We start from the raw sequence: 22,371 nt of genomic DNA on the forward strand, positions 1-22,371 counted from the left end.
CGGCATGGGACTGTGTCCTGCTGGCTAGTTCGCAACTGCAGCAAATATGTGGAATCGGACCAGCGGAGTCAAGTAATTTTTGTGCAGCGCACCATTTCCCTTTTGTGTAAGGCGGTTAACGGCCCATCAACGCATTAGGGTGATCGTGCGGGCCTATGAAACTTCGTCATCTCGCCGCCTGCTTTGTGGTGTTTGCGCTCGCGCTCCTGGTGCCGGGCGCGCCTGCCTTTGCGCAGGACCGCTATGCCGCCTTCGTGGCGGACATGGATACCGGCGAGGTCCTGCATGCGCGCCGGCCCGATGCCACGCGCTACCCGGCCTCGCTGACCAAGATGATGACGCTCTACATGCTGTTCGAGGCGCTGGAGCGCGGCGAGCTGACCCTTGCCACCCAGCTGACCATGTCGGCCGAGGCCGCCTCGCGCCCGCCTTCAAAGCTGGGCGTGCCTGCTGGCGGCACGATCAGCGTGGAGACCGCCATTCGCGCCCTGACCATACGCAGCGCCAATGATGTCGCCGTGATGGTGGCCGAGCGGCTGAGCGGCAGCGAGACAAGCTTCGCCTCCGCCATGACCGACCGCGCCGTTGAGCTGGGCCTGACGGCCACCGTGTTCCGCAATGCCTCCGGCCTGCCCGATGCGCGCCAGCGCACCACCGCGCGCGACATGGCCCGGCTGGCCCACGCCCTGCACCGCGATTTTCCCCAGTATTTCCACTATTTCAACGAGCGCAGCTTTGCCCATGCGGGCCGCACCTACACTACGCACAACACGCTGGTTGGCCGGGTGCGCGGCGTGGACGGGCTGAAAACCGGCTATATCCGCGCCTCCGGCTTCAATATCGCCGTCACCGCTGAGCGCGACGGCCGCCGCCTCGTCACGGTGGTGATGGGCGGGGCAACAGGACCGGTGCGTGATGCGCACGCGACCGAGCTGGTCGAAGCGGCGTTCTCGACGCTGGATGCCCGCCGCGACGGCATGATCCTGGCCAGCCTCAACTCCCCGCGCATCAGCCCGATCCGCGAGCAGGAAATCCTCACCGCCGAGCTGTCCGGCCTGCCCGGCCCCACCGCGATGGGTTCAGCCGCTGCCGGTAATGGCGAGGCGGCCCCGCCGGTACGCATCGTGGTCGAGGATATCCCGGATCTTGCCCGTCCGGGCCGCGATGCCGGCAGTGACAGGGTGCGCTTTGACTCAACGGCTCCGGCAACGCTACCCGTAGCATCCGCCAGCCAGCCCGCCCCCAGAGCCGCCAGCGGCGGCTGGGCGGTGCAGGTGGGTGCGTTCGGCTCGCGCGCCGTGGCGCAGGCGCGGCTGGAAACGGTGCTGGGCCTTGCCCCTGCCCTGTCCGGGGCCACGCAGGTCACCGAAGAAGTCGTGCGCGATGGCCGCTCGCTGTGGCGGGCGCGTTTTGAAGCGATAGACCCGGCCACGGCCCGGCAGGTCTGTTCAGACCTTGCCCGGCTGAATGAGGCTTGCTTCGCGGTCAATCAGGGCGCGTAAGGCGCTTCTGCACCTTTCTGCTCAAATGATCTCCCGGCTTCGATGTCTCCCCCCGTTCACGGGGGGAGTGCCCCTGAAAGGGGCGAGGGGGGGTGATCGAAACAAGCTCCCCCCTCCGTCAGCTACGCTGACACCTCCCCCGTAAACGGGGGAGGAAAGAACGCAGCCTAATCCCCGATCAGAAGGTCACGCGCCATCTGCACGCGGCGGGCGAGCGCGCCGCTGCCGCCTGTGTCCGGGTGGACCTTCTTCATCATCTCGCGATAGGCGCGCTGGATATCTTCCGGGCTGGCACCGGGCTCGACGCCCAGCGTGGCGCGCGCCTCGGCAATGCTCATGCTCTCGCTTTGCGAGGCGCGTGATTGGGCGCGGCCCGTGCCATCCTGCCCGCCACGGCCAAATCCCGGACGCCCGCGCCATGTGCCGGTCAGCAGAAAGCCGATCCCGGCCAGCACCATCGGCACGCCGAGAATACCCATGCCGCGCATCGTCATCAGCACGCCGAGCAGGATAACGAAGACCGCCGCCACGCTGCGCCCGATCTTCACCACGGACGAGGGCTTGGCCCTGGCAAACAGCCAGGCCAGCAGCACCATCGCGCCCAGCGCGATCAGAACGCCAAACAGAATATTCATCCCGCCGCCATCAGAAGGGGAAAGGCTTTCCGGCCAGTGGCGGCAGTTTGAGCACGATCAGCAGATCACGCAATTCCTGGCGCGCGGCGACATGGCTCATCGTGAAGGGAATGGCCGATCCGCTCTCGGTCAGGTCCAGCAGGGTCAGGCCCACCGGGAACAGCTCGCGATAGATGACGCGCTCTGAAAAGCCGGGCGCAATGCGAAAACCGATGCGTTCAGACAGCTTGCGCAGACCATCGGCCACGCGGCGCGTATTGCGCGCATCCAGCGTGGAGACGCGGTTGCGCATCACCACCCAGTCAATGGGCTTTTTATCGCGCGCCACGCGTTGCTTGCGGCAATTCCACACCATTTCGGAATAGACGCTGGGACGGCCCACCTCGAACGTCTCCGGATCGACATCGGCCAGCAGGTCGAAATCGACAAAACTGTCATTGACCGGCGTGATGATGGTGTCAGCGGAGGAATGGGCCAGGCGCGAATAATGCGTGTCATGGCCCGGCGCGTCGATGACGATGAAGTCGCTGCGCGCCTTCAGGCTCGCCAGCTCACGCTCCCAGGCGGCGCGCTCCTCGGCCTCGGCCACATCCATGTCGCGCGACAGGCTGGGGCGCATCACCGCCTGATCGGGAATGGGCAGGTCCACGCCGCGCGTATTGGCCCAGCGCGTGCGGTTTTCCAGATGGCGGGTGAAGCTGGCCTGACGCAGATCAAGGTCAATCGCCGTCACCATATGGCCCATGCGCATCAGGGCGATGGCCACGTGAATGGCAACCGTGGACTTGCCCGCCCCGCCCTTCTCGTTTCCCACCACAATCACATGCGCCTCGCGCACGCCCGCGCGGGGCGTCTGCGGCGGCGTAGTGCGTGATATCTGCAGGCTGGCCGGTGAGTTCATGGGCGGAGTGGTTCCGAAACGACGCGTCTTCACTCAACAGATAAACCTGCCCGCGCGCCACGCAAACACATGATGCAGACAGTCAGTGAATCACTGTGAGGAGAGAATGGGCGTGCCGTCAAACGCCGTCACCGCACACCAGCTCTGTGCGGCCTGTATCACCCGGCAGGCAGACGCCGCCTCGGCCGCGCTGTCAAATGGTCCGGCCAGCAGGCGCAGATAGATGCCGCGTTCGCCCAGATCAGCCGGAACGTAACGGGCCTGCAGCCCGGAAAGCGAGGCGTGCTGGCCCTGCATCGCCCGCCAGCCCTCGGCCACATGGCGTTCCTCCCGGTAGGAGGCCAGATGTATGCCATGCAGCAGGCTTAGAAGGCCCTGCCCTTCGCCCGCATCCGGGGCCGGCACCAGCCCCAGCGACGCTTCATCGGCCTCTGCGGGCGGTTCTTCGGCTGGCGGCACACCACGCGCGAGCGCAGCTTCCAGCGCGTCCATTTCGCCGGTTACATGCGCCAGCACAGGGTCATTGACGCGCGCCGCCGCGTTCAGCGTGGCGGCCAGGCGAAGCGCCTGCTGCGCATCGGGCGAGGCATCACGCCCGGCATGGCCGCCAGTGACGCTGCATGCGCCCAGCACAAGAGCGCCGAAGATGGGAAGAGCCAGTCTGATCATGTCGCGGGCAATGTGCGCCGAGTTGGCGCCTTGCCTCCAGCATATTGCTCCGTCTAGCTTCCCGGCCCTGCCTTGCGGAGTTCCTTCATGCTGCCTGCCCTGCACTGCCCCGCCGTCCATACTGCCGAGAGTCTCGCCCGCGAGATCAGCCAGTGGCGCGCGGACGGCCACACGATCGGCTTTGTGCCGACCATGGGCGCGCTGCATGAGGGCCATATCGCGCTGGTGCTGAGAGCCATGGAGGTGTGCGACCGGGTGGTGGTGAGCATTTTCGTCAATCCCACCCAGTTTGCCGCGCATGAAGACCTTGGCACCTATCCGCGCACGCTGGAGGCCGATTCCGCCCTGCTGGCCGCCGCCGGATGCCATCTGCTCTATGCGCCCTCGGTCGAGGAGGTCTATCCGGACGGATTTGCCACTACCGTATCTGTAGAAGGCCCGGCCATCGGGCTTGAAAGCGATGCGCGCCCGCACTTCTTCGCCGGTGTGGCGAGCGTGGTGGCGCGCCTGTTCGGACAGGTCCGCCCCGACATCGCCGTGTTCGGCGAGAAGGATTATCAGCAGCTCATGGTGATCCGCCGCATGGTCAGCGATCTGGCTTTGCCGGTGACAGTGCTGGGCGTGGAGACCAAGCGCGAGGCGGACGGGCTCGCCCTCTCCTCGCGCAATGTCTATCTCTCGCCCGCCGAGCGCATGCGCGCGGGCCGCCTCAACGTGATATTGCGCGATCTCGCCCATGCACTGGAAGACGGCGAACCGGCGGCAAGGGCGCTGGAGCATGCGCGCATTCTGGCCGCATCGGTGTTTGACGCGGTCGACTATATCGAGGTGCGTGACGCGGACCGGCTGGAAATCGTCGGCGAAGGCCCGCTGAGGGTGGCGGCGCGCGTGCTGGCGGCGGTGCGCGTCGGCAAGACACGCCTCATCGACAATGTACCGGCAAACCCCGCGCGGCGGGGGTAGTTGGTTGTAGATGATCCGCTCATCTTCTCGTCGTTCCCGCGCAGGCGGGAACCCAGCTTTTTTTTATCTCTGGGTCTCCCGTTCCCCGTTTTCACGGGGACAGGCGGGGCGGGGGACCCCGGTGGATAGGTCGTTAGCCATTCGGGCCGCGTTAGCGGCCCGCAAGCGCGACAGCGCGCCCGAGCTCATGCGAGGAGCGACGCACGGATGTGCGGAGCATCAGAAAAAAGGCATGGGTCCCCCGGACCTCGCTGACGCTCGGCCGGAGGATGACAACCCAAAAACCCCTACCACGCCCCCATTTCGATCAGCTTTGCGCGCAGATCATCGGGCAGATCCTCGCCGCCGGAAGCCGGCGATGAGAGGTCAGGCGGGGCGTCGGCGGCGGTGAGATAGCGCCAGCCCTGAAACGGCTTTTTCGGGCGCGGCGCGGTGCGGACAAGTTCGCGGTCCAGCCAGATGCAGCAGCGTGAGATGCCGTCACTGCCGGTCACTTCTTCCAGCCCGATAATGCGCTGGCGCACCTGTATCACGCGCTTGATGACCCAGTAGAGCGAGCCGCCATCGAGCAGCTCCTCGCCGCGCTTCGGGCTCATGCGCGTGACGTGATGCATCGGCTTGTCGCCGGGCGCGATTTTCGCGCGCCACGCCTCGAGATCCTCGATCGTGTCGGCACCGACGCACAGCTTGATGAGATTGAGGCTCATGGCTCCAAGAGCTAGGGCGAAACCGGCCTTGCGTCAAAGCGGGGGGCTGCACCCGATACAGCGCTCAGGCCCGCTCCAGCGCCCCGGCCAGCGTCATGTCGGAAGCCGGCGGCTCTTCGCGGCGCCTACGCACGGCGCCCGCCGTCTTGGCGGCACGCGAGATGGCCAGCTTCACAGCAGCGCCCAGCCCGCGCGTATCGGCGCTTTTCGGGTTCAGCCCGGCCCGGCGCATCAGCCCGTTGGCGTGCAGCACGCCATTCTTCACCAGCGATTCCTGCGTCACCACTTCCAGCACCAGCGTCACCGACAGCTCATCGCCAAAGCGGATGCGGTGGGGCGCATGCAGCGGCCAGGCGGCAAAGCATCCGCGCTCCATGGTCAGGCGCGCAGCCTCAGCGTCCCATGACGGGTCATAGGGCAGATCCTCGCCCCCCTCGCCCAGCAGCACGCCTTCCAGCGCCCGGTCACTGACCCAGGGATCACGCGGCGGATAGACGAAAACCTGCTGCGAACCCCGCACCTGGAACATCATGGTTTCGGAAATATCCGAATGCAGGAAGACCTGCGTGCCCGGCGAGGCGATGACAACGCCGCCATAGGCGCGCAAGGGCGCCCAGCCGGGATTGAGATGGCGCAGCTGGTCCAGCATGGCGGCAAAGACGGGTTTCAGCGCGCTATCAGTATCCAGCGCATGGCGGGCATGCACCCAGAGCCGGGTCTGGTGCACGGCCTCGATCAGATGATGGCCGGGCAGATGACGGCAGACCGGCACATCGCGCCAGCTGGAGCGCTCGGCCGGATCGCGCCCCATCGTGCAGACATCCAGATTGGCCCGGTCATGCCGGTCCAGCATTGAGGCCAGCGCCTCATCGGTGAAGAGCGGCAGGCGGGCAAGCTGATGGCGGGCGCTGACCACGCCTCTGGCAAACTCGCTGCGGTGCTCCTCGCTCCAGTCGAGCAGCGGCGGAGCCACGCGGGTGCGCGTTGCCGTGGCCATCAGGCGCGCACGCCCAGCGGCGCATCCGGATCAATCTCGAAGCGGTAGCCACCCTCATGCGGCGTCTCCACCGGCACGCTGATCCCCGCCTTGCGCATAAGCGCCCCGGCGATAAAGCGCGCCGTGCGGTTCAGGCCATGGGTTTCGGCAATACGCGGCGGCTGCCAGCCAAAGCGGCGGCGCATCACGCCATTGAAATACATCGCATTGTTGAGCTGGCGCGCTTCCGGCGTCGTGTACTCGGTCGCCAGAGAGATATTGAGCGTGCCCATATTCTCCACACGGTGGGGCGTGTGCAGCGGCCAGCAGATCATCTCGCCGGGTTCCAGATCGAAACATTTCGCGTGCTTTTCCGCTTCCGGGCGATGAACCAGCTCGTCATTGAAGGCGTGCAGCAGCACTTCCTCGCGCTCTTCATCGGTGGCAACCTCATCATGGTGGGGATAGACGAAGACGCGCTTCTTCCCGCTGATATGCCACAGCATGGTGTCGGTGCGGTCCATATGAAACGGCACCTTGGCCTGCGGCGAGGATACCAGAAGCCCGCCCAGAATGCGCACCGGATGGAAGCCCGGATTTTCGTCCTGCAATTCGGCGAACATCTGGTCGAGCAGGGCGCGGTACTCATCGTGAATGCCGAACAGATTGCGCAGGTTTATCCAGAGGCGGCCCGATTTCACCGCCCGGATCAGATCCTTGCCCGACAGCTTGCCCGGATCGCCCGTCTTCCAGGAGCTGCGGCTGCCTGCCTCGTCCATTGTGGCAAAATCGGCATATTCGCGCGGGTGAATCTCGATCAGGCGCTCGATCGCCGCCTCGCTGAACAGGGGCGAGGTGTGCAGATTGTGCGTGGTGCGGGTAATGCGCTCACGAAAATCACTGCGGGTCTGATCAGTCCAGTTTGCCAGAACGTGCATGGCCGAAACCTTTTTCGCTTCTGTCCGGATCAGGGACAGCGTGAGGGGATCGGGCATGCATCATGCGAAGGACGTGCCAGTTTTAGCCCGGGCGGGCGGTCGCCCTTGCGGCGCTGCGCGCCGGTGAAGAGGCTAGAGAGCGGGTCGGCTTAAGGCCAAGAAGCCGGGGTTCCCCGCCCCGACCGGGAACCCAAGAAAATCAATGAGGCTGGCATCCCATTTGCGTTTTCCCGGCGAAAGCCGGGATCCAGACAATTACTGGGCACCGGCTTTCGCCGGTGAAACGCAAGTTTTGGGACAATGAAAGGCTATGGGGCCCGGCTCGGCGGCGGAACTGCAGAACTTCTAAATACGTCCCAACGTCGTCATTCCGGCGCAAGCCGGAACCCAGCCTTTTTACAACAACTGGGTTCCAGATAAGCGCTGACGCGCTTTCTGGAATGACGAATGAGGGGAGTGATGAGGGAAAAAACCCTACCCCTCCCCATCTTCCGCCAGCGCGACCAGCACATCGCCTTCATTAACCTGCTGGCCCTCGGCGGCGTTGACCGCATCCACCACGCCGTCGCGCGGAGCGGTGAGTGCCATTTCCATCTTCATCGCTTCCATGACGGCGAGCGTCTGGCCCTTGGTGACGGCGTCGCCCGGCTTCACAGAGAGGCTCAGCATCTTGCCCGGCATCGGTGCCTTGATGGCATCGCCGCCTGCCAGCGCATCGGCATCCACGGCGGCATCGTGATCGCGCACCAGCACGGCCTGACCCTGCAGGGTGATGAGAAGCCCGTCGCGATGATGCTCCACCCCGGCCAGCAGCGTGTCGTCCTCGTGGACGAACTCGACCACCCCGCCCTGCTCGCTCAGATAGCCCTGCACATCGGAAAGCTGGAGAGGTTCACCGTTCACACTGACGCCGCCTTCGGTCAGACGCACGGACAGGCGTTCACCGCCCGCGTCAAAGCCGTACTCCACGCGCGGCGCGCCATTCAGGCGGAAACCGGCGAGCGTGTCCCACGGATCGCTGCCGCGCTCCTCGCCAGAGAGGACCAGCGCCGCCACACCGTAATGCAGCGCAGGCAGGCCCGGCGGCACAAGCTCATCCAGATGAGCCTCGATAAAACCGGTATAGACATCGCCCGCCGCGAAGTCCGGATGGGCCAGCGCGCGGCGCAAGAAGCCTGCATTGGTGCGCACCGGCCAGACGCCGACATCGCTGTCTATGGCGTCGATAAGGCGCTCGATGGCTTCCTCCCGGTCGCCGCCATGGGCGATGATCTTGGCGATCATCGGGTCATAGAACATGGTGACTTCGCCGCCCTGCTCCACCCCTAAATCCACGCGCACGCCCTCACGGCCCTCGGGCAGATCGAGGCGTTCCAGCACGCCGGTGGAGGGCAGAAAGCCCGTCACCGGGTCTTCGGCATAAAGCCGTGCCTCGATGGCATGGCCGGAGAGCGCGATTTCGTCCTGCGCCGGCACCCGGCCACCGGCGGCGACCTCCAGCTGCAGGCGCACCAGATCAAGCCCGGTGACCATCTCGGTGACGGGGTGCTCCACCTGCAGGCGGGTATTCATTTCCATGAAGTAGAAGCCGTCCGCGCGCAGTTCGCCGGAGCCATCGACGATGAACTCCACCGTCCCCGCACCGGCATAATTGACCGCCTGCGCGGCGCGCACGGCCGCCGAACACATCGCCTCGCGCACCTCTTCGCTCATGCCGGGGGCGGGCGCTTCTTCCAGCACTTTCTGGTGGCGGCGCTGGAGGGAACAGTCCCGCTCGAACAGATGGACCACCTGGCCGTGGCTATCGCCGAACACCTGCACCTCGATATGGCGCGGGCTGGTGATGTATTTCTCGATCAGCACGTTTTCATCGCCAAAGCTGGAAGCGGCCTCACGTTTGCAGCTTTCCAGCGCGGCGGCGAAATCAGCCGATTTCTCCACCTTGCGCATGCCCTTGCCGCCGCCACCGGCCACCGCCTTGATGAGGACGGGATAGCCGATTTGGTCAGCCTGTTTCTTGAGGAAATCCGCGTCCTGATTATCGCCGTGATAGCCGGGCGTAACCGGCACCCCGGCCTCTTCCATCAGCGCCTTGGCGCGGTCTTTCAGGCCCATCGCCTCGATGGCTTCCGGGCTCGGGCCGACAAAGATGATTTTGTTCTTCGCGCAGGTCCGGGCGAAGGCGGCATTCTCCGACAGGAAGCCATAGCCGGGATGGATGGCGTCCGCGCCCGTGTCTTTCGCCGCCTTGATGATCCGCTCCGCGACCAGATAGCTCTCGCGCGCAGGCGACGGCCCGATATGCACCGCCTCATCAGCCATTTTAACGTGCGGGGCGTGCGCGTCTGCGTCCGAATAGACCGCGACCGTGGCAATGCCCATCTGGCGCGCCGAGCGGATGACGCGGCAGGCGATTTCCCCGCGATTGGCGATGAGGAGTTTGGTTATCATGGGCGCGCCCTCATTTTTCTGATCAGGTCTGTTGCGGGGTTGTGGGCGATCAGACGCGCGGACGCAAGCGCGCAGCGGAGGCGCGGTGGACCGCCGCCACCAGCACGAAGCTGATAATCATCAGCAAATACCAGGAGCCGAGCTTGGCGAGCGAAACCATGTGCCAGCCCGCCTCCTGCCCCGGATAGGCCCAGGCGCGTGCGAACGTGCCGATATTCTCGGCAAACCAGATAAAGAGCGCGGTCAGAATCGCAGCCAGCAATAGTGGCATGCAGCGATGCACCCTGTCTGGCCGGAACCAGATCACGCACGGCCCGTAGATGAGCGCGCTCGCCGCAAAGAGGCCAAGGCGAATGTCGATGGTGAAGTGGTGGGTGAAGAAGTTGACGTAAATGGCAAGAGCCAGAAGACCCTGCAGCCACAGAGGCGGGAAGCGGTCAAACCGGAAATCGAACAGCCGCCAGACCCGCGCAATATAGCTGCCGACCGCCGCATACATGAAGCCGGAGAAGAGCGGCACGCCGGCGATGACCAGCACAGCCTCGCCCGCCTCGGGATAGATCCATGACCCCATCGCGACCTTGAAAACTTCCATGACCGTGCCGACCAGATGGAAGACGGCGATGACGCGCGCCTCCTCCCAGTTCTCCAGCCCGAAGACGAGCATGCCAATCTGGATGAGAACAGCGGCAAGGGTAAGAAAATCATACCGGGCGAGCGGCGCATCGGCAGGATAGAACAGGAAGGTCGCCAGCAGCAGTGCCAGCATCAGCGCGCCAAACAGGCAGGCCCAGCCCTGCTTGATGCCAAAGGCCAGAAACTCGAAGGCATAGCCGCTCCAGCGGCCGCGCACGAGGCGGGCTCGCAAGGCTTCGCGGCGCGCATGAAACGCAGCCTCAAGCTGGCGTAAGGAAAGCATGGCGGGGCCGGTGCGGCGCGTTACTTCACCCAGCCCGGTTTGCGTTTTTCAAGGAAGGCGGCAAGGCCCTCGCGGCCCTCCTCGCTGACGCGGCGGTCGGCAATCAGCTTGGCGGTGTGCTTGCCGAGCCGGTCGTCAATCTCCTGCCCCGTCACCTCGTCCACCAGCGCCTTGGAGGCGGCAACCGCGCCCGGCGCAGCGGCAAAGACCAGCTTTGCGATCATTTCCAGCGCGTCATCGAGGTCATCGGCGCTGTCCACCACATACTGGGCAAGGCCGATTTTGTGGGCGAACTCGCCGTCAAAGCCCTCTGCCGTCGCAAACAGGGCCTTGGCCCAGCGCGGGCCAATGGCGCGCACCACAAACGGCGAGATAGTGGCGGGGGTCAGGCCGAGACGCACTTCGGAGAAGCGGAATTTGGTGTCTTTCACCGCAATGGCGACATCGCAGGCCGCCACCAGCCCGGCCCCGCCGCCCATGGCCGCGCCCTGCACCAGCGCCACGGTCAGCTGCGGCAGATCGTGCAGGCGGCGCAGCATGCGCGCCAGGCCCAGCGCGTCTTCCTCATTATCGTCATGGGTCCAGTCGGCGGCCGCCTTCATCCATTCGAGGTCCGCCCCGGCGGAGAAGCTGGGACCGGCGCCGCGCAGGACCACCATGCGCACCTCGTCGGTATTGGCGCGCAGCGTCTCGAACATGTCCGACAGGGTGGCGATTACATCGGCATTGAAGGCGTTGTGCTTCTCAGGCCGGTTCAGCGTGATAATCGCGGTACCGCCCGGCGTGACGGACAGAAGGACATCGTTCTGGCTCATGGGGGAGGCTCCCTTTACGGCGCGCGCGTAAATCGCGTGCTTTGCGCCATCATTAGGCCAGTGACGCGCCCAAAGCAAAGCGCCCCGGTCAGATGACCGGAGCGCTTTTCATGTCAGCACGGGAAAAAGGCGCCAACCCCCCGATCAGCGCCCTGCCCGTCAATTTACCAATGACCTAGCGGCGGAAGATGATGCTCTTGATAAGGAAGAGCACGATCAGGCCGACAAAATAGGCCAGCGCCAGAAAGGCGACATACTGCCAGTAGCTCATATCGGCCACCGGCGGCATCGAGAAGGCTGCGCCATCACGCACCATCGGCAGCACCTGGTCGACCACCACATGGATGATGACACCCACTACGGTGAAGATCAGGATTGCGCCAAAGCTCTGCATCATCAGCGCCATCACGACGGCAATCACGCCCATCTGGATGCCAAGCTCGGTCCAGTTGCCCGGCCCGTGAATGTCCAGCCCGACGCGCAACCACGCCCATACAGGCTCCAGATAGCCCCATACCGTATCAAGAATTTCCATTGCATTTCCCCTCAATCGCCAGCCCGAACGGGCAGTCCCGCCTTGAACCGTGCCAAATTCTTACCAAAAAGCAAACAAAAACGCACCTTGCACGGGCGGGTTGAGCGCCCGGCACACATATTGCGCCCGCAGCAATCCTACCGTCTAAGGAGCAATCGCTTCAGCAGTGCCAGCAGGCTGATGACGATCAGATACCCTGCCAGCAGTACCGCGACATACCGCCAGAACGGCATGGCCAGCACGTCCGGCAGGCGCAACGCCGCATTGTTTGCCAATACCGGCAGTAGCGCATCGACCACCAGATGAACCAGCGTAGCCCCGAAAACAAATACGATCAGCCGCCCCCAGGAGGGCAGCAGGAAAGCCGCCACCAGCGCGATGATAAGCCCCTGGACCCCGTTGACCGTGCTAAATCCCTGCCGGAAAAAATCGAGTACGGGTTGAAGTGCATCCATGAAATTTGCCCCCCGGCTTTGCTTGGATATGGTTAATCCATAAAACCGGGCCGGGACGCGATTGGCAAGGAAAAGCTGGCCGCCCGCGCCGCCGCCTATTTCCCTGCGCGGCCCAGAGCGCGCATCTTGTCCAGCATCCGCTTGCGGTTTTCAGCGCTGAAATCAATGGCACCGAAAATCGTGTGCTGGACGGGTTTGAACCCCGCCATCTGGAACACGCCGGCCTCCAGCGCTTTGAGGGAATGGGCGCGGTAGAAGATGTTGTAGGCAAAGCCCGGCATGCCCATCGTCATCACGATCCGCGCCGACTTGCCGCGCATCCGCTTGGCCGGCCACGCGCCCTTCACCTCGGTCTTCACGAGGAAATCATTGCGGGCCAGATGCTCCAGAAATGCCTTGGTGCGCGCAGGCAGCGTGCCCAGCCAGAGCGGATGGACCAGCACCATGTGATCGGCCCGCTCCAGCATGGCCTGAACAGCAGCGATATCGACCGGCGGCGGCGTGACGAAGGCTTGCGCATTCTCCAGAAACCCGAAATCCAGCGTGCCGATATCGACCCGCGCCACCGCATTGCCGCCCTCGTGCGCACCCTCCTGATAGGCATTGCACAGGGCATGGCAGAACCGCTCCTTTGAGGGGTCTGGATGTCCGTTAACCAGCAGGATGGAACGCGCCATGTTTGAAGTCTCCACAACTGAAGTGGGGACATTAGCGTGCGGCACTCACAAACGCCATGCGGCAGTTTGGAAGGTTCAGCCTGCTTCGCAGCGGCTAAAGCCTGAATAACTGGCCGAACCGGTCAGATTATGGGTCTGCAGCATGGCAATAGCGACAATAGCGTAGTGATTGTCTGCCACCACGACGGGGCCATCCGGCCAGGCGGGGCGGAAATTGACCCGTGTCTGGTAGTCGCGAATGCGCACGACCGCATTGGGCCGGAAGCTCGACGGAGCCGTAACCTCCCGGAAGGCCACCATGGCGGTCTCCGGATCAATGCCCACCTCCGCGACAACATTTTCGGCGATGTCAAAACTGAACCCGCCGCCCGCGAGCGGAACCCTGACCGGCTGGAACTGGTAGATGGCCAGCCCATCTTCCCAGCGCACAAAGCGCGGCGTGTCAGCGCTCTCCAGAAGGCGCTCCGGCGACGGCCGGATCATCTCGCGCGGATCGTCCGGCAAACGCTCGGCCAGTTCCGGCTCGACAGGCTGGGCGGCAGCATCCACCCAGCTCGCGGCCTCCGCCTCCTGCCGGTAGAGGAAGCCGCCATTCTCGTCCCAGCTGGGCGCATAGGCAAAGCCGCACACCTCGCCTGCGCGCTCATTATGGAGCTGGGCGGTGGCCAGAGCGCGCTGGAACAGGTCTGCGGGCGGCTCATCGGCCAGCGCAGGGCTGGCAGACAATAGAAGGGCGGGGAGAATCACGCAGCAGCGCAGGACATTTTTCATGGCCGCATGATTATCCCGGCGCGCGCAGCGGGAAAGCGGATTTTACTCATTCCTACCAAGATTTAATGAGGTGGAGGGATGGGGCGAGGAAGAAAGGCTGGGTCCCGGCTCGGGGGCCGGGACCGCGGTTCTAACCCAAGCGCCAGAACGTCCGGGTTCCCCGGCTTGACCGGGGATCCAGAAAAAGACTGGGCACCGGCTTACGCCGGTGAAACGCGGGGGCCAGTGAAACGCGAGAATGTCTACATCCTGAACACGCCAAACCGCGTCTTCTCAATGGGCGCGTTGAGGCAGGCAGAGAGCGCAAGGCCCACCACGTCGCGGGTCTGGGCGGGTGCGATCACGCCATCATCCCACAACCTTGCGGTGGAGTAATAGGGCGAGCCCTCGGCCTCATATTTCTCGCGGATCGGGGCCTTGAAGGCGTCTTCATCTTCCGCGCTCCATTCCTCGCCGCGTGCCTCCATCCCGTCGCGTTTTACCGTTGCGAGCACGCTGGCGGCCTGCTCCCCGCCCATCACCGAGATGCGGGCATTGGGCCACATGAAGAGGAAGCGCGGCCCATAGGCGCGCCCGCACATGCCGTAATTGCCCGCGCCGTAAGAGCCGCCAATGATGATGGTGATTTTCGGCACCCGCGCGCAGGACACAGCCGTGACGAGCTTGGCGCCGTCCTTGGCGATGCCGCCCGCCTCGTACTTGGAGCCGACCATGAAGCCGGTAATGTTCTGCAGGAAGAGGAGCGGGATGCCGCGCTGGCAGCAAAGCTCGATGAAATGCGCGCCTTTGAGCGCGCTTTCAGAGAAGATCACGCCATTATTGGCGATGATGCCGACCGGCATGCCGTGCACGCGCGCAAAACCGGTGACCAGCGTTTCCCCGTAGAGCGCCTTGAACTCGTCAAAGCGCGAGCCGTCCACCAGCCGCGCGATCACCTCGCGCACATCATAGGGCGTGCGCACGTCTGACGGGATCACCCCGTTCAGCGTTTCCGGATCGATGGCCGGGGCTTCCGGCTCGGCCAGATCCATGTCCACGCGCTTGACCGTGTTGAGCCCCGCCACGATGCGCCGCGCGGTCTGCAGGGCATGGTCATCATTGGCGGCATAGTGATCGACCACGCCGGAGCGGCGGGCGTGAACATCCGCGCCGCCAAGGTCTTCAGCCGAGATCACCTCGCCGGTTGCGGCCTTCACCAGCGGCGGACCGCCAAGGAAAATCGTCCCCTGCTTCCTCACGATGACGGTCTCATCGCTCATCGCGGGCACATAGGCGCCGCCTGCCGTGCATGAGCCCATCACGACGGCAACTTGCGCAATGCCTTCAGAGGAGAGGTTTGCCTGATTGAAGAAGATGCGGCCGAAATGCTCCCGGTCAGGGAAGACATCGGCCTGGAAGGGCAGGTTCGCGCCGCCAGAGTCCACCAGATAGACGCACGGCAGCCGGTTCTCGCGGGCAATCTCCTGCGCGCGCAGATGCTTCTTCACGGTCAGCGGGTAATACGTCCCGCCCTTCACCGTGGCGTCATTGCACACGATCATCACCTCGCGGCCCGATACCCGGCCAATGCCGGCAATCATGCCCGCGCCGTGCACATCGCCCTCATACATGCCATTGGCCGCCAGCGCGCCGATCTCCAGAAACGGCGTGCCGGGGTCCAGCAGGCGCTCCACGCGCTCGCGGGGCAGCAGCTTGCCGCGCGCCAGATGCTTCTCGCGTGCGCGCTCCGGCCCGCCCAGCGCCGCTTCAGCGGTGCGCGCCTGCAGCTCGGCTACCAGCTCGTCCATGCGTGCGGCATTGGCCTTGAAACTGTCGGAGGCGGGATCGAGCTTGGAGTTGAGCTGGGTCATGGACGGCTTCCTGATGCGGCAAATCTCACTACGCGCTGCTCTTAGCCGGTAAAGCCAGCAAAGAGCAATGTGAGGCATGCGGACAGGAAAATGCACCAGGCTTGCATCCAGCCTGATAATGCGCTGCATCATGGGCGTCAGGCACATGGCTCACCAAAAGGTCTACTCTCATGCTCAAAATCCTCACTGGCATGCTCGCTGCGCTGGTTGGCGCTACATCTGCCCTCGCCCAGCCCGCTGCATCAGGCAGCGACACGCAGGTCATGGTATTGGGCACCTTCCATTTTGACGGGGGCGGCCGCGATTATGTGAACCCGGAGGTGGACGACTTCCTCTCCCCGCAGCGCCAGCAGGAAATCGCTGACATACTGGACCGCATCGAGGCATTCCAGCCAGACCGCATCATCGTGGAGCTGGAACCGGAACACGAGGACTGGATCAACGAACGCTACCGGGCCTGGCGCGCAGGTGAAGCCGAGCTGACCGTCAATGAACGCGACCAGATCGGCCTGCGTCTGGCGGCGCGCATGGGCCATGAACAGGTATGGGCGGTGGACTATCAGAACGGAATGGACTTCCAGGCGATGATGGGCGCCGCGCAGGCCGCCGGACAAACTCACCTGCTCGAAGGCTTCCAGCAGACGATTGGCGACGTGGAAGCATTTTTCTCGCGGAACGCCGATGGCACTATCCGGGAGCGGCTGATCGACGCCAATTCGCCCGAAGCGATGGGATTTCACCAGATGTATCTGACACTGGCACAGGCCGGCACGGTCGATGATCCCGTAGGCGCACACCAGATGGCCGCTTGGTGGGGGCGCAACATGGTCATTTTCGCCCGCATCGCGCAGATCTCCCAGCCGGGCGAGCGGGTGCTCGTTGTCTATGGTTCAGGCCACAAATACCTGCTGGACCAGTATCTGGAGGGAGCGCCCGGATTTACCCTGATCGACCCGCTGGACTATCTGCAATAGCCGTCCAGCCCGACCGGCACTGATATCGCGCTGGCATGCCCGGCCTCCCCGTCAGGAGCAGGTGCCTCACCTGCCCTTGAAACCGGCCGCCCACAACCTTTAGGACAGGAGCATCACAATCCTGGAGGGAATTATGAACGTCTTACACAACAGCCTTGCCACCCTGGCCATCGCTGCGCTGACCGCAGGAGCCAGCCACGCCCAGACGGACCACCCGGCGAATGCCATTTATGACGGGCTGACGCTGGGCATCGAGATCAATACCGATGAAATGTGCGAGATCGCCGATCCCGATCCGATATTCGGCAATGTCGTTGCCTCGCTGGATGCGCACGGGCTCGGCTTTGAACGTGAATCCGAAGACACCACCTCCATGGTGCAGGTGAGCGTACGGGTATATGGCAGCGAAAATCATGGCTGCTCGGCCTTTGCTGCCGTGGAATTGCTGCAGCAGGTCGACGGCGTGGCGGTCGATTACTCGGACGAACCCTTTAGCGGGTGGGTCACGCTGGGGGCTTTCTATTCGCCCATGGTGCCTACCGGCCTGACCGGTGACGCGTTCAACACCGCCCTGGCGCAATGGCTCGGTGAGGATCTCTTCGGACTCTGGGGCATGCTGCTCGAAGACCAGGACAATGAGGACGAGTAGATCACCGCATTGACCACTGGCATGCCCGGTCTCCCGGTCTAGAGTAGGCATCTCACCTGCCGGCCGGGAGACCCTCCATGTCCTATTCCAGCTTTGCCCTGTCATCAGAGGGCGCAATCGCCCGCCTGACCCTGAACCGCCCCGACAAGCGCAACACGATGACGCCCGCCTTCTGGCGCGAACTGCCCGATGCGGTGAACACCCTGTCGGATGCGGGCGAAACGCGCGTCCTGATTCTGGACGCTGAAGGCCCGGTCTTCACTGCGGGCATGGACATATCGGTGTTCTCCGACCCGAACGCGCTGACCACCGACACGGCAGCCGCGCGCGAAGCCTTCATGGACGCTGCCATGTCCTTGCAGGATGCGTTCACGGCGTTTGAGCGTGCACGCTTTCCGGTCATCGCCGCCATGCAGGGGCCGTGCGTGGGCGGCGGGGTGGACATGGTGACGGCGTGTGATCTGCGCTATGGTACCAGCGATGCCTGGCTGCGCATCGAGGAGACCAATATCGGCATGATGGCCGATGTCGGCACGTTGCAGCGCCTGCCGCGCCTGATCCCGTCGGGCATTGCACTGGAGCTGGCCTATACGGGCGAAACACTGAGCCCCGAACGCGCGTATGCGCTGGGCCTTCTCAATGGCGTGCTGCCCGACGCAGCGGCCCTGAAAGCGCATGTAGATGCCGTGGCGGCCCGCATTGCCAGCCGCCCGCCCCTGACGATTGCGGGCATCAAGAAGTCCCATCTCTACTCGCGCGACCACTCGGTGGCCGACAGTCTCGAACATGTGATGACACTGCAGGCTTCCATCTGGAATCCGCATGATATCGTGGAGGCGATGGCTGCCCGGTCAGACAAGCGCGATGGCAATTTCACGCCGCTCGCGCCGGTCAAAAGGCTGGGTCAGGACACGTAAGTTTCAAGGAACCGGGGAGTTCAAACATGACCAATACCCTTCGCCAGCGTCTTTCAGGCGCCGCCCTGTCGGCCCTTCTTCTGGCTGCGCCGATGATGGCCGCGCCAGCCCTTGCCAGCACGGCCACGCAGGACGCAGCAGCCGAGCAGAGCGAAAGCCAACGCCTGAACGCCTGGTTTGAACAGGTCGAGCAGCAATCTCTCGACCGCAGCCCTTTGATGAAAGCCTATCGCGGCATTATCGACGAGGACTACGGGCTGTGGGGCGATTTCAGCAATGAATTCGCCGAGGAGAGCTTCCAGATCGGCGAAGGCAATCTGCGCTATATGCGCGAGAATTTCGACTTCGACGCGCTGGATCCTTCAGCCCAGCTCAGCTGGCGGCTGTTTGAATACGGCCAGGAGAACGCGCGGGCGAACAATCCCTTCCGCCGTCACGGCTATGTCTTCCACCAGATGAGCGGCATGCATGCCAACATCCCGGTATTCCTGACCACCATTCACCGCATCAACTCGCTGGAGACCGCCGAAGCCTGGGTCAGCCGCGCAGGCAGTGTGGATGAGGTGATGAACACGCTGATCGACGAGGCCGAGGCCCGCTTCGAGATGGGTATCCAGCCGCCGCGCTGGATGTATGACTACATCATCGAGACCGCGCAGAACGTGATCTCCGGCGCGCCGTTCGACGGCGAAGGCGATAATGTCGTCTGGGAAAGCTATGAGCGGAATATCAACCAGATCGATATCAGCGCGGAAGACCGCGTGCGCCTGCTCAATGAAGGCCGCGAAGCCCTTCTGGGCTGGACCGCGCCCTATGAGCGCCTGATCGGCGTTATGGCGGCCCAGCGCGAGAGCGCAGCGGCCGGTGACGGCGTATGGCGCCTGCCTGATGGCGAGGCATTCTACAATGCCCGTCTGGCCAACTTCACCACCACAGACCTGACCGCGCAGGAAATCCACGATCTGGGCGTGGAGAATGTGGCGCGCATCCATCGCGAGATGGAAGCGATCATGGAGGAAGTGGGATTTGAGGGCAGCTTGCAGGACTTCTTCGCCTTCATGCGCGAAGACCCGCAATTCTACTACCCCAACACCGATGAGGGGCGGCAGGCTTATCTCGATGAGGCAACCGCCGTCATCGAGCGTATGAATGAGCGCCTGCCCGAATACTTCATCACCCTGCCCCAGCACGAGCTGGAAGTGCGCCGGGTGGAGCCCTTCCGCGAAGCCTCTGCCGGCAAGGCATTCTATTCACGCCCGGCAGCCGACGGCTCACGCCCCGGCATCTATTACGCGAACTTGCGCGATATGGCCGATATGCCGATCTACCAGATGGAGGCGCTGGCCTATCACGAGGGCAATCCCGGCCACCATATGCAGCTCGCCATTATGACCGATCTGGAGGACGTGCCCTCCTTCCGGCGGTTTGGCGGCTATACCGCCTACACCGAAGGCTGGGGCCTCTATACCGAATATCTGCCGCTGGAAATGGGCTTCTATGAAGACCCCTACTCCAACTTTGGCCGCCTCGCGATGGAGCTGTGGCGCGCTGCCCGCCTCGTCGTCGATACCGGGCTCCACTACAAGCAATGGTCCCGCGAGCAGGCCATCGAGTATCTGGTCGAGAACACGCCCAATCCGCGTGGTGACGCCACCAACGCGATCGAGCGCTATATCGTCATGCCGGGCCAGGCGACCGCCTACATGATCGGCATGCTGGAAATCCTCGCATTGCGTGAGCGGGCCGAAACCGCGCTCGGCGATGATTTCGATATCCGCATGTTCCACGAAGTGGTCCTGCGCGATGGCGCCGTGCCGTTGGCGGTGCTCGAGGAGCTGATCGATGAATGGATCGCCGAGGTGCAGGCGGGCTAGGAACCGCGCTCTCTTCGTCCGTCCGGGATGAACGGGAGCCCGGCCCGCTCCGATGTCCTCCCCCGTTTACAGGGGAGATGCCTTCGAAGAAGGCGGAAGGGGGGAGCCTGTTTCGACTATCCCCCCCTCGGCCTTTCAGGCCACTCCCCCCGTGAACGGGGGGAGACACCCACCATCGTCATGCCCGCGCAGGCGGGCATCCAGAGTTTGACCAGCAATGCCCTGCGCCAATGGCTCTGGGTTCCCGCCTCCGCGGGAACGACGAAGTGTTGAAGGCCAGCGTTATAGCGGCAGGAACCGGTCTGGGTTCCAGATGCTTCTGGAATGACGAACGCAGAGGGTATGGTGCCGGAGAGCGCCACCCGCAAAGACGGGTGTTCGACGGCGCGGACTCATGGCGGTATCTGGACGAATGACCGGGTAGCGCGTTACGCAACCCGGCAGGGGCGCGACCACCATGGACATGAAGCTTGGCTTTCTTCCCTTCCTGAACCGGCTTGAGAAAGCCGCGCTGAAGGCTGTGGAGGCCGAGGTGGAATGGTTCTGCCTGCCTGCCGGCCAGACCCTGTTCGAGGCGGGCGAGCCGGCCGATGCCTTCTATCTGGTGCGTTCCGGCGCGCTGGCGGCCTTTCGCACCGGCGCGGACGGGCTGCCCGAACTGGTCGGCCATATCCGCGCAGGTGAGCCGATTGGCGAGATGGCACTGGTCGAGGACCGGCCCCATTCGGCCAACATCTACGCCCTCAGGGACAGCGAGCTGATCCGCCTGCCCAAGACCGCGTTCGAGAAGCTTACCCGCCGCCATGCCAGCCTGATGCGCGAGCTGGCGCGCATGATGCTGTTCCGCCTGCGCGGCGGCACGCTGCGCTCCAAGGCCGAGCCGCGCGTATTCGCGCTGGTCTCCACCTCACCGACCATTGATCTGACCTTGCGCTCGCGCCAGCTGAAAGACGCGCTTGCCGCGCTGGGGCGCAAATGCACGATCATCGGCGAGGAAGGAGAACTGGTCGCGCCGTCAAAGCTCGACGAGGCCGAACGCACCGGCGATATCGTCATTCTCACCGCGCGCCTGAATGACGTCTCCTGGGCGCGTCAGGCGATTGGCCGGGCAGACCGCGTCTGGCTCCTGGCGCGCGGCGATGCCCGGCCCTCTTTGCCCATCCTGCCCGAAGACCCCTCACCGGCTGCGAAACTGCGCCTGATCGATGTCGTGCTGCTCCATCATGGCGGCAGCCGCAGCGTCGCCACGCCGCAGGAATGGATGGACGCCGCCGAGGCCGCGCGCTGCTTCCACTGGCGCCAGTTTGAAGACGGCGATGTCGCCCATCTGGCGCGCACCATGGCGGGATGCTCGGTGGGGCTGGTCCTGTCTGGCGGCGGCAGCCGGGCCTATGCCCATATCGGGGCCATCCACGCCTTTCGTGACCATGGCATCGAGTTCGATTTCCTGGCTGGCACCTCCATGGGCGCGATCATCGCGGCGGGCGTCGCCATGGGCTGGAGCAATGACGAGATCGATACCCGCATCCGCAAGGCGTTTGTGGAATCCAGCCCGCTTGGCGACTGGACGCTGCCCGTGGTCAGCCTTGTGCGCGGCAAGGAGGTGGAAAAGCGCCTGGCCGAACATTTCGGCGATATCGACATTGCCGATCTGCAGCGCCCCTTCTTCTGCGTCTCCTCCAACCTCACCGATGGCGCGGTGCGCATCCACCGCACGGGCCGCCTGCGCGATGCCTTGCGCGCGTCTCTGGCCATTCCGGGCCTGCTGCCGCCTGTGATCGATGGCGAGAACGTGCTGGTGGACGGGGCGGTGTTCAATAACTTCCCCATCAAGGAACTCAAATCCAGCCATCGCGGCGCGAATATCGGCGTGGACGTGACCCGCAACAAGGCAATCAACCCGCAGGATTTCATCAATCCGCCGGGCTTTTTCGGCTGGGTGCTGCGCCATGGCCTCTCTGATCCCCCGCCCATCGCCTCGCTGCTGATGCGCGCGGCCACCGCCGCCACGCTGGACGAGCACGCCGAAACGCGCGAGGCCGCAGACATGCTGGTCCTGCCCGAAATCGAGATGGATCTGCGCGAATGGCGCCGATACGACAACGCCATCGTGGCGGGCTATGAAAGCACGATAGCCATGCTCAACAGCGCCGATCACCGGCTTATGGCGCGGTTGAAACCGGGGAAGTAGGG

At 64.1% G+C, this 22,371-nt stretch carries 21 protein-coding genes; 7 read left to right on the forward strand and 14 right to left on the reverse strand.

The genetic code is table 11. From position 1 onward, the window contains the following. The first annotated feature begins 155 nt into the window (after positions 1-155). Complete coding sequence (locus tag AB6B38_RS05665) at positions 156-1,502, forward strand: D-alanyl-D-alanine carboxypeptidase (protein ID WP_371394804.1); 1,347 nt, start codon at positions 156-158, stop codon at positions 1,500-1,502. A gap of 167 nt (positions 1,503-1,669) precedes the next feature. On the opposite strand, the gene AB6B38_RS05670 is transcribed toward AB6B38_RS05665, so the two are convergent. The 3 genes from AB6B38_RS05670 to AB6B38_RS05680 form a co-directional block, all read right to left on the reverse strand. After that, positions 1,670-2,137, reverse strand: a complete 468-nt coding sequence (locus AB6B38_RS05670) for a J domain-containing protein (RefSeq protein WP_371394805.1) — start codon at positions 2,135-2,137, stop codon at positions 1,670-1,672. 10 nt (positions 2,138-2,147) lie between these two features. Further along, positions 2,148-3,038 (reverse strand): division plane positioning ATPase MipZ, encoded by an 891-nt coding sequence (locus AB6B38_RS05675; protein ID WP_371394806.1) that lies wholly within the window; start codon positions 3,036-3,038, stop codon positions 2,148-2,150. Between the two features lie 90 nt (positions 3,039-3,128). Continuing rightward, positions 3,129-3,707 carry an SPOR domain-containing protein gene (locus AB6B38_RS05680; RefSeq protein ID WP_371394807.1) on the reverse strand — a complete coding sequence of 193 codons (579 nt, stop codon included), beginning with the start codon at positions 3,705-3,707 and terminating at the stop codon, positions 3,129-3,131. An 87-nt stretch (positions 3,708-3,794) separates the two neighbouring features. On the opposite strand from AB6B38_RS05680, the gene panC reads away from it, so the two are divergent. Then, the gene (gene panC / locus AB6B38_RS05685) at positions 3,795-4,670 is read left to right on the forward strand and encodes a pantoate--beta-alanine ligase (RefSeq protein ID WP_371394808.1); all 876 of its coding nucleotides are present in this window, start codon (positions 3,795-3,797) and stop codon (positions 4,668-4,670) included. A gap of 287 nt (positions 4,671-4,957) precedes the next feature. On the opposite strand, the gene AB6B38_RS05690 is transcribed toward panC, so the two are convergent. From AB6B38_RS05690 to AB6B38_RS05740, 11 genes are all read right to left on the reverse strand, one after another. Continuing rightward, positions 4,958-5,377 carry a DUF1489 family protein gene (locus AB6B38_RS05690; protein WP_371394809.1) on the reverse strand — a complete coding sequence of 140 codons (420 nt, stop codon included), beginning with the start codon at positions 5,375-5,377 and terminating at the stop codon, positions 4,958-4,960. A 64-nt stretch (positions 5,378-5,441) separates the two neighbouring features. After that, complete coding sequence (locus AB6B38_RS05695) at positions 5,442-6,374, reverse strand: hypothetical protein (RefSeq protein WP_371394810.1); 933 nt, start codon at positions 6,372-6,374, stop codon at positions 5,442-5,444. After that, the gene (locus AB6B38_RS05700) at positions 6,374-7,348 is read right to left on the reverse strand and encodes a hypothetical protein (protein ID WP_371394811.1); all 975 of its coding nucleotides are present in this window, start codon (positions 7,346-7,348) and stop codon (positions 6,374-6,376) included. The genes AB6B38_RS05695 and AB6B38_RS05700 overlap by 1 nt, the downstream gene beginning before the upstream one ends. A gap of 417 nt (positions 7,349-7,765) precedes the next feature. Beyond that, positions 7,766-9,742: a biotin carboxylase N-terminal domain-containing protein gene (locus tag AB6B38_RS05705; protein ID WP_371394812.1), complete on the reverse strand. Its 1,977-nt coding sequence runs from the start codon at positions 9,740-9,742 to the stop codon at positions 7,766-7,768. Positions 9,743-9,791: 49 nt separating this feature from the next. Beyond that, the gene (locus tag AB6B38_RS05710) at positions 9,792-10,661 is read right to left on the reverse strand and encodes a DUF817 domain-containing protein (protein ID WP_371394813.1); all 870 of its coding nucleotides are present in this window, start codon (positions 10,659-10,661) and stop codon (positions 9,792-9,794) included. A 20-nt stretch (positions 10,662-10,681) separates the two neighbouring features. After that, positions 10,682-11,476 (reverse strand): enoyl-CoA hydratase-related protein, encoded by a 795-nt coding sequence (locus tag AB6B38_RS05715; RefSeq protein ID WP_371394814.1) that lies wholly within the window; start codon positions 11,474-11,476, stop codon positions 10,682-10,684. Positions 11,477-11,651: 175 nt separating this feature from the next. Next, positions 11,652-12,011 (reverse strand): hypothetical protein, encoded by a 360-nt coding sequence (locus AB6B38_RS05720; RefSeq protein WP_371394815.1) that lies wholly within the window; start codon positions 12,009-12,011, stop codon positions 11,652-11,654. A 137-nt stretch (positions 12,012-12,148) separates the two neighbouring features. Further along, positions 12,149-12,466: a hypothetical protein gene (locus AB6B38_RS05725; RefSeq protein ID WP_371394816.1), complete on the reverse strand. Its 318-nt coding sequence runs from the start codon at positions 12,464-12,466 to the stop codon at positions 12,149-12,151. A 95-nt stretch (positions 12,467-12,561) separates the two neighbouring features. Further along, the gene (locus AB6B38_RS05730) at positions 12,562-13,143 is read right to left on the reverse strand and encodes an NAD(P)H-dependent oxidoreductase (protein WP_371394817.1); all 582 of its coding nucleotides are present in this window, start codon (positions 13,141-13,143) and stop codon (positions 12,562-12,564) included. 75 nt (positions 13,144-13,218) lie between these two features. Next, positions 13,219-13,914: a hypothetical protein gene (locus AB6B38_RS05735; RefSeq protein ID WP_371394818.1), complete on the reverse strand. Its 696-nt coding sequence runs from the start codon at positions 13,912-13,914 to the stop codon at positions 13,219-13,221. A gap of 242 nt (positions 13,915-14,156) precedes the next feature. Continuing rightward, a complete protein-coding gene (locus tag AB6B38_RS05740; RefSeq protein WP_371394819.1) occupies positions 14,157-15,764 on the reverse strand; it encodes a carboxyl transferase domain-containing protein in 1,608 nt (535 codons plus the stop codon). A 170-nt stretch (positions 15,765-15,934) separates the two neighbouring features. Between AB6B38_RS05740 and AB6B38_RS05745 the strand changes: the two genes are divergently transcribed. From AB6B38_RS05745 to AB6B38_RS05765, 5 genes are all read left to right on the forward strand, one after another. Next, positions 15,935-16,738 carry a DUF5694 domain-containing protein gene (locus tag AB6B38_RS05745; RefSeq protein ID WP_371394820.1) on the forward strand — a complete coding sequence of 268 codons (804 nt, stop codon included), beginning with the start codon at positions 15,935-15,937 and terminating at the stop codon, positions 16,736-16,738. A gap of 133 nt (positions 16,739-16,871) precedes the next feature. Further along, a complete protein-coding gene (locus AB6B38_RS05750) occupies positions 16,872-17,387 on the forward strand; it encodes a hypothetical protein (protein WP_371394821.1) in 516 nt (171 codons plus the stop codon). A gap of 77 nt (positions 17,388-17,464) precedes the next feature. Continuing rightward, positions 17,465-18,304, forward strand: a complete 840-nt coding sequence (locus tag AB6B38_RS05755) for an enoyl-CoA hydratase-related protein (protein ID WP_371394822.1) — start codon at positions 17,465-17,467, stop codon at positions 18,302-18,304. Positions 18,305-18,330: 26 nt separating this feature from the next. Continuing rightward, positions 18,331-20,178 carry a DUF885 family protein gene (locus AB6B38_RS05760; protein WP_371394823.1) on the forward strand — a complete coding sequence of 616 codons (1,848 nt, stop codon included), beginning with the start codon at positions 18,331-18,333 and terminating at the stop codon, positions 20,176-20,178. A gap of 457 nt (positions 20,179-20,635) precedes the next feature. Then, positions 20,636-22,369 (forward strand): patatin-like phospholipase family protein, encoded by a 1,734-nt coding sequence (locus tag AB6B38_RS05765; RefSeq protein WP_371394824.1) that lies wholly within the window; start codon positions 20,636-20,638, stop codon positions 22,367-22,369. Positions 22,370-22,371: the final 2 nt, after the last annotated feature.

This window comes from Glycocaulis abyssi (genome assembly GCF_041429775.1).
In the GTDB taxonomy this organism is placed as follows: Bacteria; Pseudomonadota; Alphaproteobacteria; order Caulobacterales; family Maricaulaceae; genus Glycocaulis; species Glycocaulis abyssi.

Excerpts from the sequence above, each read along its gene's own strand:
- panC (WP_371394808.1), top strand. The coding sequence starts at position 3,795 with ATGCTGCCTGCCCTGCACTGCCCCGCCGTCCATACTGCCGAGAGTCTC.
- AB6B38_RS05750 (WP_371394821.1), top strand. The coding sequence starts at position 16,872 with ATGAACGTCTTACACAACAGCCTTGCCACCCTGGCCATCGCTGCGCTG.
- AB6B38_RS05710 (WP_371394813.1), bottom strand. The coding sequence starts at position 10,661 with ATGCTTTCCTTACGCCAGCTTGAGGCTGCGTTTCATGCGCGCCGCGAA.
- AB6B38_RS05690 (WP_371394809.1), bottom strand. The coding sequence starts at position 5,377 with ATGAGCCTCAATCTCATCAAGCTGTGCGTCGGTGCCGACACGATCGAG.
- AB6B38_RS05665 (WP_371394804.1), top strand. The coding sequence starts at position 156 with ATGAAACTTCGTCATCTCGCCGCCTGCTTTGTGGTGTTTGCGCTCGCG.
- AB6B38_RS05765 (WP_371394824.1), top strand. The coding sequence starts at position 20,636 with ATGGACATGAAGCTTGGCTTTCTTCCCTTCCTGAACCGGCTTGAGAAA.
- AB6B38_RS05675 (WP_371394806.1), bottom strand. The coding sequence starts at position 3,038 with ATGAACTCACCGGCCAGCCTGCAGATATCACGCACTACGCCGCCGCAG.
- AB6B38_RS05745 (WP_371394820.1), top strand. The coding sequence starts at position 15,935 with ATGCTCAAAATCCTCACTGGCATGCTCGCTGCGCTGGTTGGCGCTACA.
- AB6B38_RS05670 (WP_371394805.1), bottom strand. The coding sequence starts at position 2,137 with ATGAATATTCTGTTTGGCGTTCTGATCGCGCTGGGCGCGATGGTGCTG.
- AB6B38_RS05700 (WP_371394811.1), bottom strand. The coding sequence starts at position 7,348 with ATGCCCGATCCCCTCACGCTGTCCCTGATCCGGACAGAAGCGAAAAAG.
- AB6B38_RS05755 (WP_371394822.1), top strand. The coding sequence starts at position 17,465 with ATGTCCTATTCCAGCTTTGCCCTGTCATCAGAGGGCGCAATCGCCCGC.
- AB6B38_RS05680 (WP_371394807.1), bottom strand. The coding sequence starts at position 3,707 with ATGATCAGACTGGCTCTTCCCATCTTCGGCGCTCTTGTGCTGGGCGCA.
- AB6B38_RS05730 (WP_371394817.1), bottom strand. The coding sequence starts at position 13,143 with ATGGCGCGTTCCATCCTGCTGGTTAACGGACATCCAGACCCCTCAAAG.
- AB6B38_RS05740 (WP_371394819.1), bottom strand. The coding sequence starts at position 15,764 with ATGACCCAGCTCAACTCCAAGCTCGATCCCGCCTCCGACAGTTTCAAG.
- AB6B38_RS05720 (WP_371394815.1), bottom strand. The coding sequence starts at position 12,011 with ATGGAAATTCTTGATACGGTATGGGGCTATCTGGAGCCTGTATGGGCG.
- AB6B38_RS05695 (WP_371394810.1), bottom strand. The coding sequence starts at position 6,374 with ATGGCCACGGCAACGCGCACCCGCGTGGCTCCGCCGCTGCTCGACTGG.
- AB6B38_RS05715 (WP_371394814.1), bottom strand. The coding sequence starts at position 11,476 with ATGAGCCAGAACGATGTCCTTCTGTCCGTCACGCCGGGCGGTACCGCG.
- AB6B38_RS05760 (WP_371394823.1), top strand. The coding sequence starts at position 18,331 with ATGACCAATACCCTTCGCCAGCGTCTTTCAGGCGCCGCCCTGTCGGCC.
- AB6B38_RS05705 (WP_371394812.1), bottom strand. The coding sequence starts at position 9,742 with ATGATAACCAAACTCCTCATCGCCAATCGCGGGGAAATCGCCTGCCGC.
- AB6B38_RS05725 (WP_371394816.1), bottom strand. The coding sequence starts at position 12,466 with ATGGATGCACTTCAACCCGTACTCGATTTTTTCCGGCAGGGATTTAGC.
- AB6B38_RS05735 (WP_371394818.1), bottom strand. The coding sequence starts at position 13,914 with ATGAAAAATGTCCTGCGCTGCTGCGTGATTCTCCCCGCCCTTCTATTG.